The 15,093-nt window shown below is 62.3% G+C and carries 14 protein-coding genes; 5 read left to right on the plus strand and 9 right to left on the minus strand.

What is annotated here, in order from left to right:
• Nucleotides 1-56 precede the first annotated feature (56 nt).
• From aruF to acs, 8 genes are all read right to left on the minus strand, one after another.
• The gene (aruF, locus tag ABX298_RS03030; protein WP_025340125.1) at nucleotides 57-1,076 is read right to left on the minus strand and encodes an arginine/ornithine succinyltransferase subunit alpha; all 1,020 of its coding nucleotides are present in this window, start codon (nucleotides 1,074-1,076) and stop codon (nucleotides 57-59) included.
• Between the two features lie 147 nt (nucleotides 1,077-1,223).
• Nucleotides 1,224-2,444 carry an aspartate aminotransferase family protein gene (locus tag ABX298_RS03035; protein WP_013973653.1) on the minus strand — a complete coding sequence of 407 codons (1,221 nt, stop codon included), beginning with the start codon at nucleotides 2,442-2,444 and terminating at the stop codon, nucleotides 1,224-1,226.
• A 432-nt stretch (nucleotides 2,445-2,876) separates the two neighbouring features.
• Entirely contained in the window at nucleotides 2,877-3,857 is a 981-nt protein-coding gene (gene argR, locus ABX298_RS03040) for a transcriptional regulator ArgR (RefSeq protein ID WP_075045964.1), read from the minus strand.
• 98 nt (nucleotides 3,858-3,955) lie between these two features.
• On the minus strand, nucleotides 3,956-4,720 hold the full coding sequence (locus tag ABX298_RS03045; RefSeq protein WP_025340127.1) for an ABC transporter ATP-binding protein: 765 nt from the start codon (nucleotides 4,718-4,720) through the stop codon (nucleotides 3,956-3,958).
• 22 nt (nucleotides 4,721-4,742) lie between these two features.
• Nucleotides 4,743-5,441, minus strand: coding sequence for an ABC transporter permease (locus ABX298_RS03050; RefSeq protein WP_003260115.1), 699 nt, complete (start codon nucleotides 5,439-5,441; stop codon nucleotides 4,743-4,745).
• Complete coding sequence (locus tag ABX298_RS03055; RefSeq protein ID WP_003260113.1) at nucleotides 5,438-6,127, minus strand: ABC transporter permease; 690 nt, start codon at nucleotides 6,125-6,127, stop codon at nucleotides 5,438-5,440. The genes ABX298_RS03050 and ABX298_RS03055 overlap by 4 nt, the downstream gene beginning before the upstream one ends.
• Before the next feature lie 88 nt (nucleotides 6,128-6,215).
• The gene (locus ABX298_RS03060; protein WP_075045965.1) at nucleotides 6,216-7,001 is read right to left on the minus strand and encodes an ABC transporter substrate-binding protein; all 786 of its coding nucleotides are present in this window, start codon (nucleotides 6,999-7,001) and stop codon (nucleotides 6,216-6,218) included.
• 628 nt (nucleotides 7,002-7,629) lie between these two features.
• Nucleotides 7,630-9,591: an acetate--CoA ligase gene (gene acs / locus ABX298_RS03065; RefSeq protein WP_015271271.1), complete on the minus strand. Its 1,962-nt coding sequence runs from the start codon at nucleotides 9,589-9,591 to the stop codon at nucleotides 7,630-7,632.
• 398 nt (nucleotides 9,592-9,989) lie between these two features.
• On the opposite strand from acs, the gene ABX298_RS03070 reads away from it, so the two are divergent.
• Entirely contained in the window at nucleotides 9,990-10,244 is a 255-nt protein-coding gene (locus tag ABX298_RS03070) for a DUF2790 domain-containing protein (RefSeq protein WP_003260110.1), read from the plus strand.
• 143 nt (nucleotides 10,245-10,387) lie between these two features.
• On the opposite strand, the gene ABX298_RS03075 is transcribed toward ABX298_RS03070, so the two are convergent.
• A complete protein-coding gene (locus ABX298_RS03075) occupies nucleotides 10,388-11,947 on the minus strand; it encodes a sigma-54-dependent phenylalanine hydroxylase transcriptional regulator PhhR (RefSeq protein ID WP_024087504.1) in 1,560 nt (519 codons plus the stop codon).
• A gap of 256 nt (nucleotides 11,948-12,203) precedes the next feature.
• On the opposite strand from ABX298_RS03075, the gene phhA reads away from it, so the two are divergent.
• The 4 genes from phhA (at nucleotide 12,204) to ABX298_RS03095 (ending at nucleotide 15,081) form a co-directional block, all read left to right on the plus strand.
• Nucleotides 12,204-12,992, plus strand: coding sequence for a phenylalanine 4-monooxygenase (gene phhA / locus ABX298_RS03080; protein ID WP_025340130.1), 789 nt, complete (start codon nucleotides 12,204-12,206; stop codon nucleotides 12,990-12,992).
• A gap of 39 nt (nucleotides 12,993-13,031) precedes the next feature.
• Nucleotides 13,032-13,388: a 4a-hydroxytetrahydrobiopterin dehydratase gene (locus tag ABX298_RS03085; protein WP_003254532.1), complete on the plus strand. Its 357-nt coding sequence runs from the start codon at nucleotides 13,032-13,034 to the stop codon at nucleotides 13,386-13,388.
• Nucleotides 13,389-13,661: 273 nt separating this feature from the next.
• Nucleotides 13,662-13,790 carry a hypothetical protein gene (locus ABX298_RS03090; RefSeq protein ID WP_015271274.1) on the plus strand — a complete coding sequence of 43 codons (129 nt, stop codon included), beginning with the start codon at nucleotides 13,662-13,664 and terminating at the stop codon, nucleotides 13,788-13,790.
• A gap of 91 nt (nucleotides 13,791-13,881) precedes the next feature.
• Entirely contained in the window at nucleotides 13,882-15,081 is a 1,200-nt protein-coding gene (locus tag ABX298_RS03095; protein ID WP_075045966.1) for an MFS transporter, read from the plus strand.
• The last annotated feature ends 12 nt before the right edge of the window (nucleotides 15,082-15,093 follow it).

Here is a 15,093-nt window from a genome sequence, read left to right on the forward strand (position 1 = left end):
GCGGCCGGCGCGAAACTCTTCTAACGCATCAATCCCGAAACGTCTGTTGCCAGACCTCAGACCGCAACCAGACGCACGCTGGCACCCTCGCCCACCCCCAGCGCCTCGGCGGCGGCCGGGCTCAGGCTGACCGGTTTGCCCGGCACCCAGTCCAGGTCCAGCAGTACCGCGCGGTAGTCCTGCAACTGGCCGTTGCACACCAGGTACGGGCGCCCGCCCTTGACCGGGGCGTCCTCGAGCTTCACCGGCACCACCCGGCTCTGGGCGATCGAGCGGATACCCGAGGTACGCGCATGCAGGGTCGGGCCGCCATCGAAGATGTCGATGTAGTGCTCGGTCTCGAAGCCTTCGCGCATGAGGATGTCGAAGGTAATCTGCGCCCGCGGGTGCACCTGGCCCATGGCTTCCTGCGCCAGGTCAGGCAGCAGCGGCACGTAGATCGGGTAGTGCGGCATCAGTTCGGCGAGGAAGGTGCGGCTCTTCAGGCCGCACAGGCGCTCGGCGTGGGCATAGTTGAGGTCGAAGAAGTTGCGGCCGATGGCATCCCAGAACGGCGATTCACCCTGCTCGTCGCTGTAGCCGACGATCTCGGTCACCACCGAGTCGGCGAAACGCTCCGGGTGAGCGGCCATGAACAGCAGGCGGCCACGCGAATTGAGCTCGGCCCAGCCACTGTTCACCAGTTCCGGCAGCACATAGAAGCTGGTCAGCAGGCTGTTGCCGGTCAGGTCATGGCACAGCGACAACACGTGGATCTTGTTATGGATCTTCAGCTCGCGCGAGGCGTGCACGAAGGTCTCGTTACGAAAACTGTAGAACGGCTCGGAGTAGCCGGCCGAAGCGACGATGGCCGAGCAACCGGCCAGCTTGCCGGTTTCGCTGTCCTCGAGCACGAAGAAGTAGCTTTCTTCACCGTTGAAGCTGACCTCTGCGGCGAAGGAAGTCTCGGATGCGGCGATCTTGTCGCCCAGGCGAGCGGTGTCGTCCGGCAGCGAGGTGACACCAATGGGGCTGTCTGCAGCCATGCGCTGCACTTCGTTCAGATCAGCCATTTGCGCGGGGCGCATCACCAGCATGGTGTCACTCCTTTGGAATACGGGCCGCTCACGGCGGCACGGAAAACGGCAGGTGCACTGGCACCTGCACTGGAATCGGGTATCACCGGCCCGGTGCAGACTCGGGCTGAGCCTGCACCGGGGGCCGGCGAAGGAACCGCAGGCGGATCAGCCCTTGGTCAGGGTGGCCACGGCGCGCTCGAAGCGGTCCAGGCCTTCGTCGATGTCGGCGTCTTCAACCACCAGGCTTGGCGCGAAGCGGACCACGTCCGGACCGGCCTGCAACACCATCACGCCTTCTTTCTCGGCGGCGTTGAGCACGTCCTTGGCCTTGCCTTTCCAGGCTTCGGTCAGCACGCAGCCCAGCAGCAGGCCAACGCCACGCACCTGGCTGAACAGGTTGTACTTCTGGCCGATCTGCTCCAGGCGGACCTTGAAGCGCTCATGCTTGGCCTTGATGCCGGCCAGGGTTTCCGGGGTGTTGACCACGTCCAGCACCGCGCAGGCGACGGCGCAGCCCAGCGGGTTGCCGCCGTAGGTGGTGCCGTGGGTGCCGACAGCCAGGTGCTTGGCCAGCTCGGTGGTGGTCAGCATGGCACCGATCGGGAAACCGCCGCCCAGGCTCTTGGCGCTGGTCAGGATGTCCGGGGTAACGCCGTAGTGCTGGTAGGCATACAGCGAACCGGTACGGCCAACGCCGGTCTGCACTTCGTCGAAGATCAGCAGGGCGTTGTGTTCGTCACACAGTTTGCGCGCACCTTCCAGGTAGGCCTTGTCGGCCGGCACCACGCCGCTCTCGCCCTGGATCGGCTCGATCACCACGGCGCAGGTCTTGTCGGAAATCTGTGCCTTCAGCGCTTCCAGGTCGTTGTACGGCACATGGCTGATGCCGGTGATCTTCGGGCCGAAGCCATCGGAGTACTTCGGCTGGCCACCGACGCTGACGGTGAACAGGGTACGGCCGTGGAAGCTGTTCACGGTGGCGATGATTTCGTGCTTTTCCGGGCCGAAGCGGTCGTGGGCAACGCGACGGGCCAGCTTGAAGGCGGCCTCGTTGGACTCGGCGCCGGAGTTGCAGAAGAACGCACGGTCGGCAAAGGTGGCGTCCACCAGCTTGTGGGCCAGGCGCAGGGCCGGCTCGTTGGTGAACACGTTGGATACGTGCCAGAGGGTGTTGGCTTGCTCGGTCAGGGCCTTGACCAGTGCCGGGTGGCAGTGGCCCAGGGCGTTGACCGCGATGCCACCGGCAAAGTCGATCAATTCGCGACCCGACTGGTCCCAGACGCGGGAACCCTCGCCTCGCACAGGAATGAAGGCCGCCGGAGAATAGTTGGGGACCATGACCTGGTCGAAATCGGCACGTTGCACCGGGGCTTGCTCAACGGACATCTGAGTCTCCTGAAGAGGAACGCTGGCCTGGAAGTGGCGAGCGATGGGGGGATTGTAAGGACTGATCCGCGCCTGTCCTTGCGGCCAAGCGACAACTTGTTACAGCGCAAAACCCAGTTTTGACAAGGCTTTCGGCAATGCGACAAACACTGTCGCAATCGCGCAGTGTACGGGAGAGAGGGGGCTGGGTGAACGGGTGTACACATATAGAAGCGTGGTTGCCTGTACCGGCCGATTCGCGGGCACGCCCGCTCCCACCTGGACCGCACAGGCTTCAAACATCGCACAGACCTGCGGGAGAAAGGGCGCTGCCCGCACCGGCCTCTTCGCGGGTGAACCCGCTCCCACAGAACCTGTGCAAGATTCGAACGTTGTGCGACCCCTGTGGGAGCGGCTTCAGCCGCGAAAGGGCCGGCACAGGGTAAGGAAATGTCAGCCTTTTTCGGCAGGCGCCGAGCTCAGTTCGAACGGGCTGCTGCTACGCCGCTGGTTGCGGTCTTCCCGCGGCGTTGCGCCAAAGAAGTTGCGGTAGGCACTGGAAAAATGCGGCCCCGACGAGAAGCCGCAGGACAGCCCGATCTGGATGATCGACTTGCTGGTTTGCATCAGCATCTGCCGCGCCTTGTTCAGCCGCAGCTCCAGGTAGTACTGGCTCGGCACGCGGTTCAGGTACTGCTTGAAGATGCGCTCCAGCTGCCGGCGCGAAACGCACACGTGCTGGGCAATTTCGTCGGTGGTCAGCGGCTCTTCGATGTTGGCCTCCATCAGCAGCACCGCCTGGGTCAGCTTGGGGTGGCTGGAGCCCAGGCGGTTCTGCAGCGGAATGCGCTGGCGCTCGCCACCCTCGCGGATGCGCTCGACCACCAGTTCCTCCGACACTGCCCCGGCCAGCTCCGCACCGTGGTCACGGGCCAGCACCGCCAGCAGCAGGTCGGTAACGGCCATGCCGCCACAAGCGGTCAGGCGATCGCGGTCCCAGTCGAACAGGTGGCTGGTGGCGATCACCTTGGGGAAGCGCTCGGCAAAATCATCCTGCCAGCGCCAGTGCACCGCAGCCCGGTAACCGTCGAGCAGGCCCAGCATCGCCAAGGGGTAGACCCCAGCCGACAGGCCACCGATCATGCAGCCACTGCGCGCCAGCTGCTTGAGCGCCGCCGACAACGCAGCCCCCACCGCCGGTGGCTGCTCGTCAGCCAACAGGAACAGCTTTTGGCAGCCCTCAAGGCGGCCGTTCCACGGCTCGCCCGGCAGGCGCCAGCTGCCCTCTTGCGCCGGCTCCGCCTGCAGGAAGACCAGCTCGTAGGCCACCTCCGGGTGCACCCGCTGCGCCACCTGCAACACTTCCTCGGCCAGCGCCAGGGTCAAGGGCCGGGTGCTGGGCCAGATGAGAAAACCGATTCGCTGGGTGGTCATAGGGTGCGGTCCGAAACCTGAGGTCGTTCGAGTCTGTGCGCCGGGTCAGGCTGCGCTCGCCGCGCAGCATGCCCTATTCTGGTGCAAAATTGCAGTTTTTACTTCAGGCTGCCGGAGAGGAACTGCTTCAGGCGCTCCGACTGCGGGTTGGCCAGCACTTCACGCGGGCAGCCGGTTTCTTCCACCAGGCCCTTGTGCAGGAACACCAGCTGGTTGGACACCTCACGGGCGAAGCCCATTTCGTGGGTCACCACCACCATGGTGCGGCCTTCCTGGGCCAGCGCCTGCATCACCTTGAGCACATCGCCCACCAGTTCCGGGTCCAGCGCCGAGGTCGGCTCGTCGAACAGCATGACCTCCGGCTCCATGGCCAGCGCCCGGGCAATTGCCACACGCTGCTGCTCGCCGCCGGACATGTGCCCCGGGAAAGCGTCCTTGCGATGAGCGACACCCACCTTGGCCAGGTAGTGCTCGGCCTTTTCCAGGGCTTCCTTGCGGTTCACGCCCAGCACGTGCACCGGCGCTTCGATGATGTTTTCCAGCGCGGTCATGTGCGACCACAGGTTGAAGTGCTGGAAAACCATCGACAGGCGCGAGCGCATGCGCTGCAGCTGACGCGGGTCGGCGGCCTTGAGCGCGCCGTCCTTGCCCGGCACCAGCTTCAACTCTTCGTTGTTGAGCAGGATCTTGCCGGCGTGCGGCTGCTCCAGCAGGTTGATGCAGCGCAGGAAGGTCGACTTGCCCGAACCGCTGGAGCCGATGATGCTGATGACATCGCCTGCCTTGGCCGACAGGGACACGCCCTTGAGCACTTCATGGCTGCCGTAGCGCTTGTGCAGGTCTTGGACTTCGAGTTTGTACATGCTGTCGATTCTCACAAAGCGGTCAGTGCTTGCGCGGCGCCAGGTAGCCGAGCCAGCGGCGTTCGGCCATCTTGAACAGGCGCACCAGGATGAAGGTCAGGCACAGATAGAACACGCCCGCCGTGATATAGGCCTCGAAAGGCAGGTAGTACTGGGCATTGACCGTGCGCGCAGCGCCAGTGATGTCGATCAGGGTGACGATCGACGCCAGGCTGGTGGTCTGCAGCATCATGATCACTTCGTTGCTGTACTGCGGCAGCGCCCGGCGCAGGGCCGACGGCAGCAGGATGCGCCGGTACATCTTCATGCGCGACATGCCCATGGCCTTGGCCGCCTCGATTTCGCCATGGGGCGTGGCCTTGAGGCTGCCGGCGATGATTTCGGCGGTGTAGGCACTGGTGTTGATGCCGAACGCCAGGCAGGCGCAGAAGGTAGCGCTGGACAGCAGCGGCCACAGGAAGCTTTCGCGCACCGCCTCGAACTGCGCCAGGCCGTAGTAGATCAGGAACAGCTGCACCAGCATCGGCGTGCCGCGGATCACGTAGGTGTACAGCCACGCCACGAGATTGACCGCTGGCTGCTTGGACACCCGCATCAGGCCCAGCGGAATGGCCGCCAGCAGCCCGAAGAACAGCGAAATCGCCAGCAGCTTGAGGGTGGTCAGCAGGCCGCCGAAGTACATCGGCAGTGCCTCCCAGACGACGTTGTAGTCGAAGATCATAGTTCAGCCACCTTGACGCCAACCGAGTAGCGGCGCTCGAGATACTTCAGGGCCAGCAGCGAGATGCTGGTCAGCACCAGGTACAGGGCCGCCACCGCCAGGAAGAAGGTGAAAGGCTCGCGGGTGGCGTCGGCCGCCTGCTTGGCCTTGAACATCATGTCCTGCAGGCCCACTACCGAAATCAGCGCGGTGGCCTTGGTCAGCACCAGCCAGTTGTTGGTGAAGCCCGGGATCGCCAGGCGAATCATTTGCGGCACCTGGATGCGGAAGAACACCTGGCGGTTGCTCATGCCATACGCCACGCCCGCTTCGGCCTGGCCTTTCGGAATACCGAGGAACGCACCGCGGAAGGTTTCCGACAGGTAGGCACCAAAGATGAAGCCCAGGGTACCGATACCCGCGATCAGCGGATTCAGGTCAATGTAGTCTTCATAACCGAGCAGCGGCGCAACGCGGTTGATGATGTCCTGCCCGCCGTAGAAGATCAGCAGGATCAGGACCAGGTCCGGAATACCACGAATCACCGTGGAATACAGATCGCCCAGCCAGGCCAGCCAGCGCACCGGCGACAAGCGCAGCGCCACACCGATCAGGCCGAGCACGATGGCCAGGGCCATCGACGACAGGGCGAGCTGAAGCGTCAGCCACGCCCCGTCGAGGATGACTGCCCCGTAGCCTTTCAACATGATGAGGTCCTCGACCTAGAGAATGAAAAATGGTGCAAACCTCAGAGCCTCTGCTGTTTGCACCATTGCACAGGTGAAACCCGACGTCTTAGTTCGAGTCTGGACCGTAGATGTCGAAGTTGAAGTACTTCTTCTCGATTTCTTTGTACTTGCCGTTGGCACGGATGGCATCGATGGCAGCGTTGATGCGGTCGACGTTGGCCTTGTCACCCTTGCGCACGGCAATACCGATGCCGTCACCGAAGTACTTGGCGTCGGTGAAGGAAGGGCCTACGAAGGCGAAGCCCTTGCCGGCGTCGGTCTTGAGGAAGCCGTCTTCCAGCAGGGTGGCGTCAGCCACGGTGCCATCGAGGCGGCCAGCTGCCACGTCCAGGTAGATTTCGTTCTGGGTGCCGTAAGGAACCACGGTGGCACCTTTGGCGCCCAGTACTTCCTTGGCGAAGCGGTCGTGGATGGAACCGCGCTGCACACCAATCTTCTTGCCCTTGAGCTCATCCAGGCTGTCGCTGACGGCGGTACCCTCCTTCATCACCAGGCGCGCCGGGGTCAGGTAGTAGCGCTTGGTGAAGTCGACCGATTTCTTGCGGTCTTCGGTGATCGACATGGACGACAGGATGGCGTCGATCTTGCGCACTTTCAACGCCGGGATCAGGCCGTCGAACTCCTGCTCGACCCAGGTGCACTTGGCTTTCATCTCTTCGCACAGGGCGTTGCCGATGTCGTAGTCAAAACCGGCAATGCTGCCGTCTGGCTGCTTGAAGGCGAAGGGTGGGTAGGCGGCTTCGATGCCGATTTTCAGCGGTTTTTCATCGGCCTGCGACACCAGGGAAAACACGGACAGCGCCAGGGCGCCAAGCAGTGCGAGCTTCTTCATCAGGTAACTCCATCGGTACGGAGCAATACAAGGCAGGTAACGGCTGCCCGATATGCGAATGGGTACAACGCGAGCCGCGCAGGGTTCGACCAAGGTCGCAGACCACGAGCGAGTGATTGGCATTTTAACGACAGCCCGGTAGTCGATATTTCTTCAAAGCGACAACTACTTACAGAAGCGCTTGAAACGGCAGCGGGCGATGTTGACAGCCATTGCAAAATATGCAAGAGCGCAAGAAATAGAACCTATAGTACTAGCAATTCCCGGGCCTATTATTGGCAAAGCCTTGTATTACGGCAAGTGCAGCGTGCCGTGTCGCAAAAAAGGCTGCGAAAACGCACTGAAACAGGCCGGATTTGTTTCCTGGCGCCCCGATATTGTGCGGCACCGGTGACAGAACAGTTACCGATGAATGTCGGGTAACAGTAAAGCAAAAAACCCCGCCGGTTGCCCGGACGGGGTTTTTATTGGCTGATCTCACAGGTACAGCACACGCCTTACCCTGTGGGAGCGGCTTCAGCCGCGAACACCGGCAACGCCGGTGCCATCCACCGCGCTGGGTTCTTCGCGGCTAAAGCCGCTCCCACAGGGATCGCATAAAGCCGTCAGCATGCGCCCTGCTTCGCTATCAGGCCGAAGCCAGGCTCATGGCCTTGTGGGTATCGATCAGGTGCTGCACCACGCCCGGGTCGGCCAGGGTCGAGATATCGCCCAGGGCATCGTACTCACCCGTGGCAATCTTGCGCAGGATGCGGCGCATGATCTTGCCCGACCGGGTCTTCGGCAGCCCCGGCGCCCACTGGATCACATCCGGCGAGGCGATCGGGCCGATTTCCTTGCGCACCCAGTTCTTCAGCTCCAGGCGCAGCTGCTCGCTGGCCTCGATACCGGCGTTGAGGGTGACATACACATAGATGCCCTGCCCCTTGATGTCGTGCGGCACACCCACCACCGCGGCCTCGGCCACTTTCGCATGCGCCACCATGGCACTTTCGATCTCGGCAGTACCCATGCGGTGACCGGACACGTTCAGCACGTCATCCACGCGGCCGGTGATCCAGTAGTAGCCATCCTCGTCGCGGCGCGCACCGTCACCGGTGAAGTACATGCCACGGAAGGTCTTGAAGTAGGTATCGACGAAACGGTCGTGGTCGCCGTACAGCGAACGCGACTGGCCCGGCCAGGAATCGAGGATCACCAGGTTGCCTTCGGCAGCGCCCTCGATCAGGTTGCCCAGGTTGTCCACCAGCGCCGGCACCACGCCGAAGAACGGGCGGGTTGCCGAGCCCGGCTTGAGGCCGGTAGCGCCCGGCAGCGGGCTGATCAGGATGCCGCCGGTCTCGGTCTGCCACCAGGTGTCGACGATCGGGCACCGCTCCTTGCCCACGGTCTTGTAGTACCAGTTCCAGGCTTCGGGGTTGATCGGCTCACCCACCGAGCCCAGCAGGCGCAGGCTGGAGCCATCGGCACCTTCAACAGCAGCCTGCCCTTCGGCCATCATCGCGCGGATTGCGGTTGGCGCGGTGTACAGGATGTTGACCTTGTGCTTGTCGACGATCTTCGACACGCGGGTGATGTCGGGGTAGTTCGGCACGCCCTCGAACAGCAGGGTGGTGGCGCCGTTGGCCAGCGGGCCGTAGACGATGTAGCTGTGGCCGGTGACCCAACCCACGTCGGCGGTGCACCAGTACACCTCGCCCGGGCGATAGTCGAACACGCGCTCATGGGTCAGCGCGGCGTATACCAGGTAGCCGCCGGTGGTGTGCAGCACGCCCTTCGGCTTGCCGGTGGAGCCGGAGGTATAAAGGATGAACAGCGCTTCCTCGGCACCCATCTCTTTTGGCGCGCAGTGGCTGGAGGCGACTTTCATCAGGTCTTCGTACCAGATGTCGCGGTGCTGGTGCCAGGCAATGTCGCCACCGGTGCGCTTGCACACGATGATCTTCTGCACGCTGTTGGTTTCAGGGTTGGTCAGCGCCAGGTCGACGTTGGCCTTGAGCGGGGTACGTCGGCCACCGCGCACGCCTTCGTCGGCGGTAATCACGACCTTGGACTTGCAGTCGATGATACGGCCGGCCAGCGCCTCGGGCGAGAAGCCGCCGAACACCACCGAATGGATCGCACCGATACGGGCACAGGCCAGCATGGCGACCACGGCCTCGGGGATCATCGGCATATAGATGGTGACCACGTCACCCCGGTGCACATCCTGGCCACGCAGGGCGTTGGCGAACTTGCAGACCTGCTCGTGCAGTTCGCGGTAGGTGATGTTGCGGTGCTCGGAAGGGTCGTCGCCTTCCCAGATGATGGCCAGCTGGTCGCCGCGCTCTTCAAGGTGGCGGTCCAGGCAGTTGGAGGAAACGTTCAGAGTGCCGTCGGCGAACCATTTGATATCGACGTGGTGGTCGTCGAAGGAGGTCTGCTTGACCTTGGTGAACGGCTTGATCCAGTCGATGCGCTGGGCCTGCTCGCGCCAGAAGCCGTCCGGGTTGATCACCGATTGCTGATACATGGCCTTGTAGGTGGCCTCGTCGGTCAGGGTGGTGGCCGCAACCTCGGGACGAACGGGATACAGTGGAGCCGCACTCATCTGTGTTACCTCGGTGTAATAGTTGTTTTTGTATGGAACCGTTTGTAACTGTACCAGAGCGACAAAAGCCATTCGACGTTGGTAGTAATTTGGCACGCCCGTCCCGATAAAGCGCTCTGGCACGCACCTTACAGCCATGGCGAGGAAAAAATGGGGCCCTTTACCAGAGGATTGTTACAGATTCTGTCAAAACACTTTATCAAAAGACCCACTGTTTCGGCCTTGGCCCCAGCCATAAAATTCACCTCGCCAGCAACGGCAAGGCGATTAACAACTGGTAACAGCCCCCACGAAGGCAAACGTTAATCCCCATCCAAACCCGATAGTTAAAACTAGCAATACTCGCGGCGCCATAAGCGCCGCGTGCCCCCTCACGACCTTAGACAGGTAAATTGAAAATGAAAGCTTTACTGGTATTGGTACTTGGCAGTCTTTGCGGCGCGGCGATGGCCGGCGAAGCCAAAGATGCCGAGCAGATTCCGGTTGAACAGTACAGTTACTCGCAGCACCTGGACATTGCCCGCGTCATTTCCATGAGCGAAGTGCCCAATGTGTGCGAAGTCGTGCCAGCCCGCATGACCTACGAGGACTCCAAGGGCCAGAAGCACATTCTCGAATACCGCGTGATGGGGAACGGCTGCTCGAACGGCTGATACCTTGTGAATTGGGGGCCCTGCGGGCCCCTTTCGCGGGCTTGCCCGCTCCCACAGCCTTGAATTTGGCGCGGTACCTGTGGGAGCGGGCAAGCCCGCGAAGAATATTGCACCTGATTAACAGGTTATTGACCAACCGCTTATTAATCTACCGACTTGCCCAACGAATAATCCCTCAACTTGTTGGCAATGGTCGTATGCGAAACACCCAGTCTTTTACCTAAAGCCCGACTACTCGGGAATTCCCCCATCAAACTTTCCAGCACCGCTTTTTCAAAGCGCCCGACAATCTGCGAAAGATCCCCGTCCAGCGAAAACTCACCCAGCGGTTGGCGCACACCGTAATCCGGCAAGCGTATATGTTCACTTTTGACCACGCCGCCTTCGCATAACGAAACCGCCTGGAACAACACGTTTTCCAACTGCCTTACATTACCCGGCCAATGATACTGGCCAAGTTTGTCCATCGCCGCCGGCGCCAGGCGCGGCATGGCGCAGCCAATCTGTCGGCTGGCCTGGTCGAGAAAGTGCTGCACCAGCCCTTCCAGGCCATCCATGCATTCGCGCAATGGCGGAATGTGCAGCGACAACACATTGAGCCGGTGATACAGGTCCTGACGAAACTCGCCACGGGCACACAATTCGGACAAATCCACCTGGGTCGCGCAGATCACCCGCACATCCAGGTACACCTCTTCATCGCTGCCGACACGACGGAAGCAGCCATCCTGCAGAAAACGCAGCAGCTTCACCTGCAGGCGCGGGCTCATCTCCCCTACCCCGTCAAGGAACAGCGTGCCACCGGCGGTCAGCTCCAGCAGCCCCAGCTTGCCCTCGGCCCGCGCCCCTTCGAATGCCCCGGGGCCGTAACCGAACAGCTCGGTCTCGGCCATCGACTCGGGCAACCCGGCGCAGTTGAGCGCCATCAGCGGTGACTGGCCGCGCGGGCTGGCCAAGTGGCAGGCACGCGCCAGCAACTCCTTGCCGGTGCCGGTCTCGCCCTCGATCAGCAATGGTGCGTCCAGCGGCGCCATGCGCCGCGCCTCGCGTACCACCGCAGCCATCACCCGCGAACTCTGGAAGATGCTGTCGAAACCGCGCAGCTCCTGCTTGCGCACGTTGTAGATGCGCTCACCGATACGGTCGGCACGGTGCAGGGTCAGCACCGCGCCAGCCAGCGCCTCGCTGTCGTCGTGCTCGGACTGCAGCGGCGCGATATCGGCCAGGAACACATCGCCCTTGACCTTGATGCGCAGGCCGTTGATACGCGACTTGTTGGCGCGCACCAGCTCTGGCAGGTCGAAGTCCTCCACATAGCGCGCCAGCGGCATGCCCGGCACCTCGTCCACCCGCACGCCCAGCAGCTGCGCAGCGGCCCGGTTGGCGGCGACGATGCTGCCACCCATGTCGATCGACAGCACCGGGAAGTCCAGCGCCCCCAGCAGCGCATTCAGCTCCATGTGCCGGCGCTCGCTGGGCATAAGCCCCACGCGCTTGACACCGAATACTCCGGCAATCGCCTCGAACTTCGGCCGCAGCGCCTGGAACTGCAGATTGATCAGGTTCGGGCAATGCAGGTAGATGGCGTTGCCATGGTCACCGCCCACCTCGCCGCGCAGCACGTTGATGCCGTACTCCACCAGCAGGTTGAGGATGTCGCGCAGGATGCCAATACGGTTCTGGCAATGCACTTTGATACGCATGAGGGCTCTCGAAGCGCCAATGTTTTTCAACACCGCGCGGAAAAGTCGTAAAGATAAGCTGACAAAAACAGCCGAAGCTTCAGCCAGATGCCTCGGATTTTCCGACACCTGCGCCTTTTTGTAAAATTATCGTTACGAAAACCTCGCCCAAAGCCAGCCCCGCCCACTGGCCTACCCCGTGCAAAGTGGCCAGTGAAGGGATATTCCTTAGGCATGTCCTGCACATAACAAGAAAAGCCCTCACCAGGAGAGCCACATGAAACAGACGCAATACGTGGCACGCGAGCCCGATGCGCATGGTTTTATCGATTACCCGCAGCAAGAGCATGCGGTATGGAACACCCTGATCACCCGTCAGCTGAAAGTGATCGAAGGCCGCGCGTGCCAGGAATACCTGGACGGCATCGACCAGCTCAAGCTGCCTCATGACCGTATTCCGCAACTGGGCGAGATCAACAAGGTGCTGGGCGCCACCACCGGTTGGCAGGTTGCCCGGGTCCCGGCGCTAATCCCCTTCCAGACCTTCTTCGAACTGCTGGCCAGCAAGCGCTTCCCGGTGGCCACCTTCATCCGCACCCCGGAAGAGCTGGACTACCTGCAAGAGCCCGATATCTTCCACGAGATCTTCGGCCACTGCCCGCTGCTGACCAACCCCTGGTTCGCCGAATTCACCCACACCTACGGCAAGCTCGGCCTGGCCGCGACCAAGGAACAACGCGTGTACCTGGCGCGCCTGTACTGGATGACCATCGAGTTCGGCCTGATGGAAACCGCGCAGGGCCGCAAGATCTATGGCGGCGGCATCCTCTCGTCGCCAAAGGAGACCGTCTACAGTCTGTCTGGCGAGCCCGAGCACCAGGCCTTCGACCCGATCGAGGCCATGCGCACACCGTATCGCATCGACATCCTGCAGCCGCTGTATTTCGTGCTGCCGAACATGAAGTGCCTGTTCGACCTGGCCCACGAAGACATCATGGGCATGGTTCACAAAGCCATGCAGCTGGGCCTGCACGCACCGAAGTTTCCACCCAAGGTCGCTGCCTGAGCGACCTTGCCGATAACAACTCGAACCGGAAAACACCACATGAATGCCTTGAACCAAGCCCATTGCGAAGCCTGCCGCGCCGACGCACCAAAGGTCACCGACGAAGAGCTGGCCGAGCTGATTCGCGAAATCCCGGACTGGAACATCGAAGTACGTGACGGCCACATGGAGCTGGAACGCGTGTTCCTGTTCAAGAACTTCAAGCACGCCCTGGCGTTCACCAATGCCGTGGGCGAGATCGCCGAGGCCGAAGGCCACCACCCGGGCCTGCTGACCGAGTGGGGCAAGGTCACCGTGACTTGGTGGAGCCACTCGATCAAAGGCCTGCACCGCAATGACTTCATCATGTGCGCACGCACCGACAAGGTGGCGGAGACGGCTGAAGGCCGCAAGTAAGCACTGAGAACTGGGGCCTGTGGGAGCGGGTTCACCCGCGAAGCAGACAACGCGGTGCATGGCACCGGCTTCGCCGGTGTTCGCGGGTAAACCCGCTCCCACAGGGGCCCCAGTTTTTTGCAGGAAACATGTCCGCTGTTCGCCCGCAAAACCGACAAGCGACCGCTAAAAAATCCAAACTGTCATCCAGACTTGTGTATCCTGCCCCAGCTTTGCGAAGCTTCAAACGCGCCTGGCGCAGACTTTTCACTCACACTTGCGAGGAACGACGAGATGCATGAAATCCCGAATCTTCCCTTCCCAAGCCTGAACCCAGAAGAGCCAACCGTGACCGTTCACGCCGAACCGGCAGCTGCCGTCGAGCAGGATGGTGACGATCAATCCAGCGCTGACCAGGAATAACCGCGCATCCCCCGACTGTGTGAAAACGGCTGACCTGCGGGCTACCCCCGTCATCACGTTTTCACACCGTCCAGAACCCACGTAGGCCCTCATGCCCCACTCACCGCGCCCCCTTGCGGTCACCCTGCAAGTCGTCTCCATCGTCCTCTTCACCTTCATCGGCTACCTGAACATCGGCATCCCGCTGGCCGTATTGCCCGGCTATGTGCACAACGATCTGGGCTTCAGTGCCGTGGTCGCGGGGCTGGTGATCAGCGTGCAGTACCTGGCCACCCTGCTCAGCCGCCCTACCGCCAGCCGCATCATCGACAACCACGGCAGCAAGAAGGCAGTCATGTATGGCCTGGTCGGCTGCGGGCTCAGCGGGGTGTTCATGCTGGCCTGCGCCTTCCTCACCCACCTGCCCTGGCTGAGCCTGGCCTGCCTGCTGGTCGGCCGCCTGGTACTTGGCAGTGCGGAAAGCCTGGTGGGCTCCGGTGCCATTGGCTGGGGCATCGGCCGCGTAGGTGCCGAAAACACGGCCAAGGTCATTTCCTGGAACGGCATCGCCAGCTATGGCGCGCTGGCCATCGGCGCTCCGTTGGGCGTGCTGATGGTCAAGAGCCTGGGCCTGTGGAGCATGGGCGTGAGCATCATCCTGCTGTGTGCGCTCGGGTTGCTGCTGGCCTGGCCCAAACAGGCCGCACCGATCGTCAGTGGCGTGCGCCTGCCGTTCCTGCGGGTGCTGGGCAAGGTGTTCCCGCACGGCTCGGGGCTTGCCCTGGGCTCGATCGGCTTTGGCACCATCGCCACCTTCATCACCTTGTATTACGCCAGCCGTGGCTGGGCCAATGCGGCACTGACGCTGAGCCTGTTCGGCGCCAGCTTCATCAGTGCGCGACTGCTGTTCGGCAACCTGATCAACCGGCTTGGCGGGTTCCGGGTGGCGATTGCCTGCCTGTCGGTGGAAACGCTCGGGCTGCTGATGCTGTGGCTGGCGCCCAGCGCCGAACTGGCGTTGGCGGGGGCCGCGCTGAGCGGGTTCGGCTTCTCGCTGGTGTTCCCGGCACTGGGGGTGGAGGCGGTGAACCAGGTGTCGGCGGCCAACCGCGGGGCGGCGGTGGGGGCTTATTCGCTGTTCATCGATTTGTCGCTGGGGGTGACCGGGCCGCTGGTGGGCGCGGTGGCGGCGGGGTTCGGGTTTGCTTCGATGTTTCTGTTTGCGGCAGCGGCGGCGGCTTGCGGGCTGGTGTTGAGTTTGTATCTGTATCGGCAGGCGCAGCGAAGGCGGGATCGCGCACAGGAAACCTGATTTATGTACTGC

The organism is Pseudomonas sp. X4 (assembly GCF_040784925.1).
GTDB classification, from domain to species: domain Bacteria; phylum Pseudomonadota; class Gammaproteobacteria; order Pseudomonadales; family Pseudomonadaceae; genus Aquipseudomonas; species Aquipseudomonas putida_Z.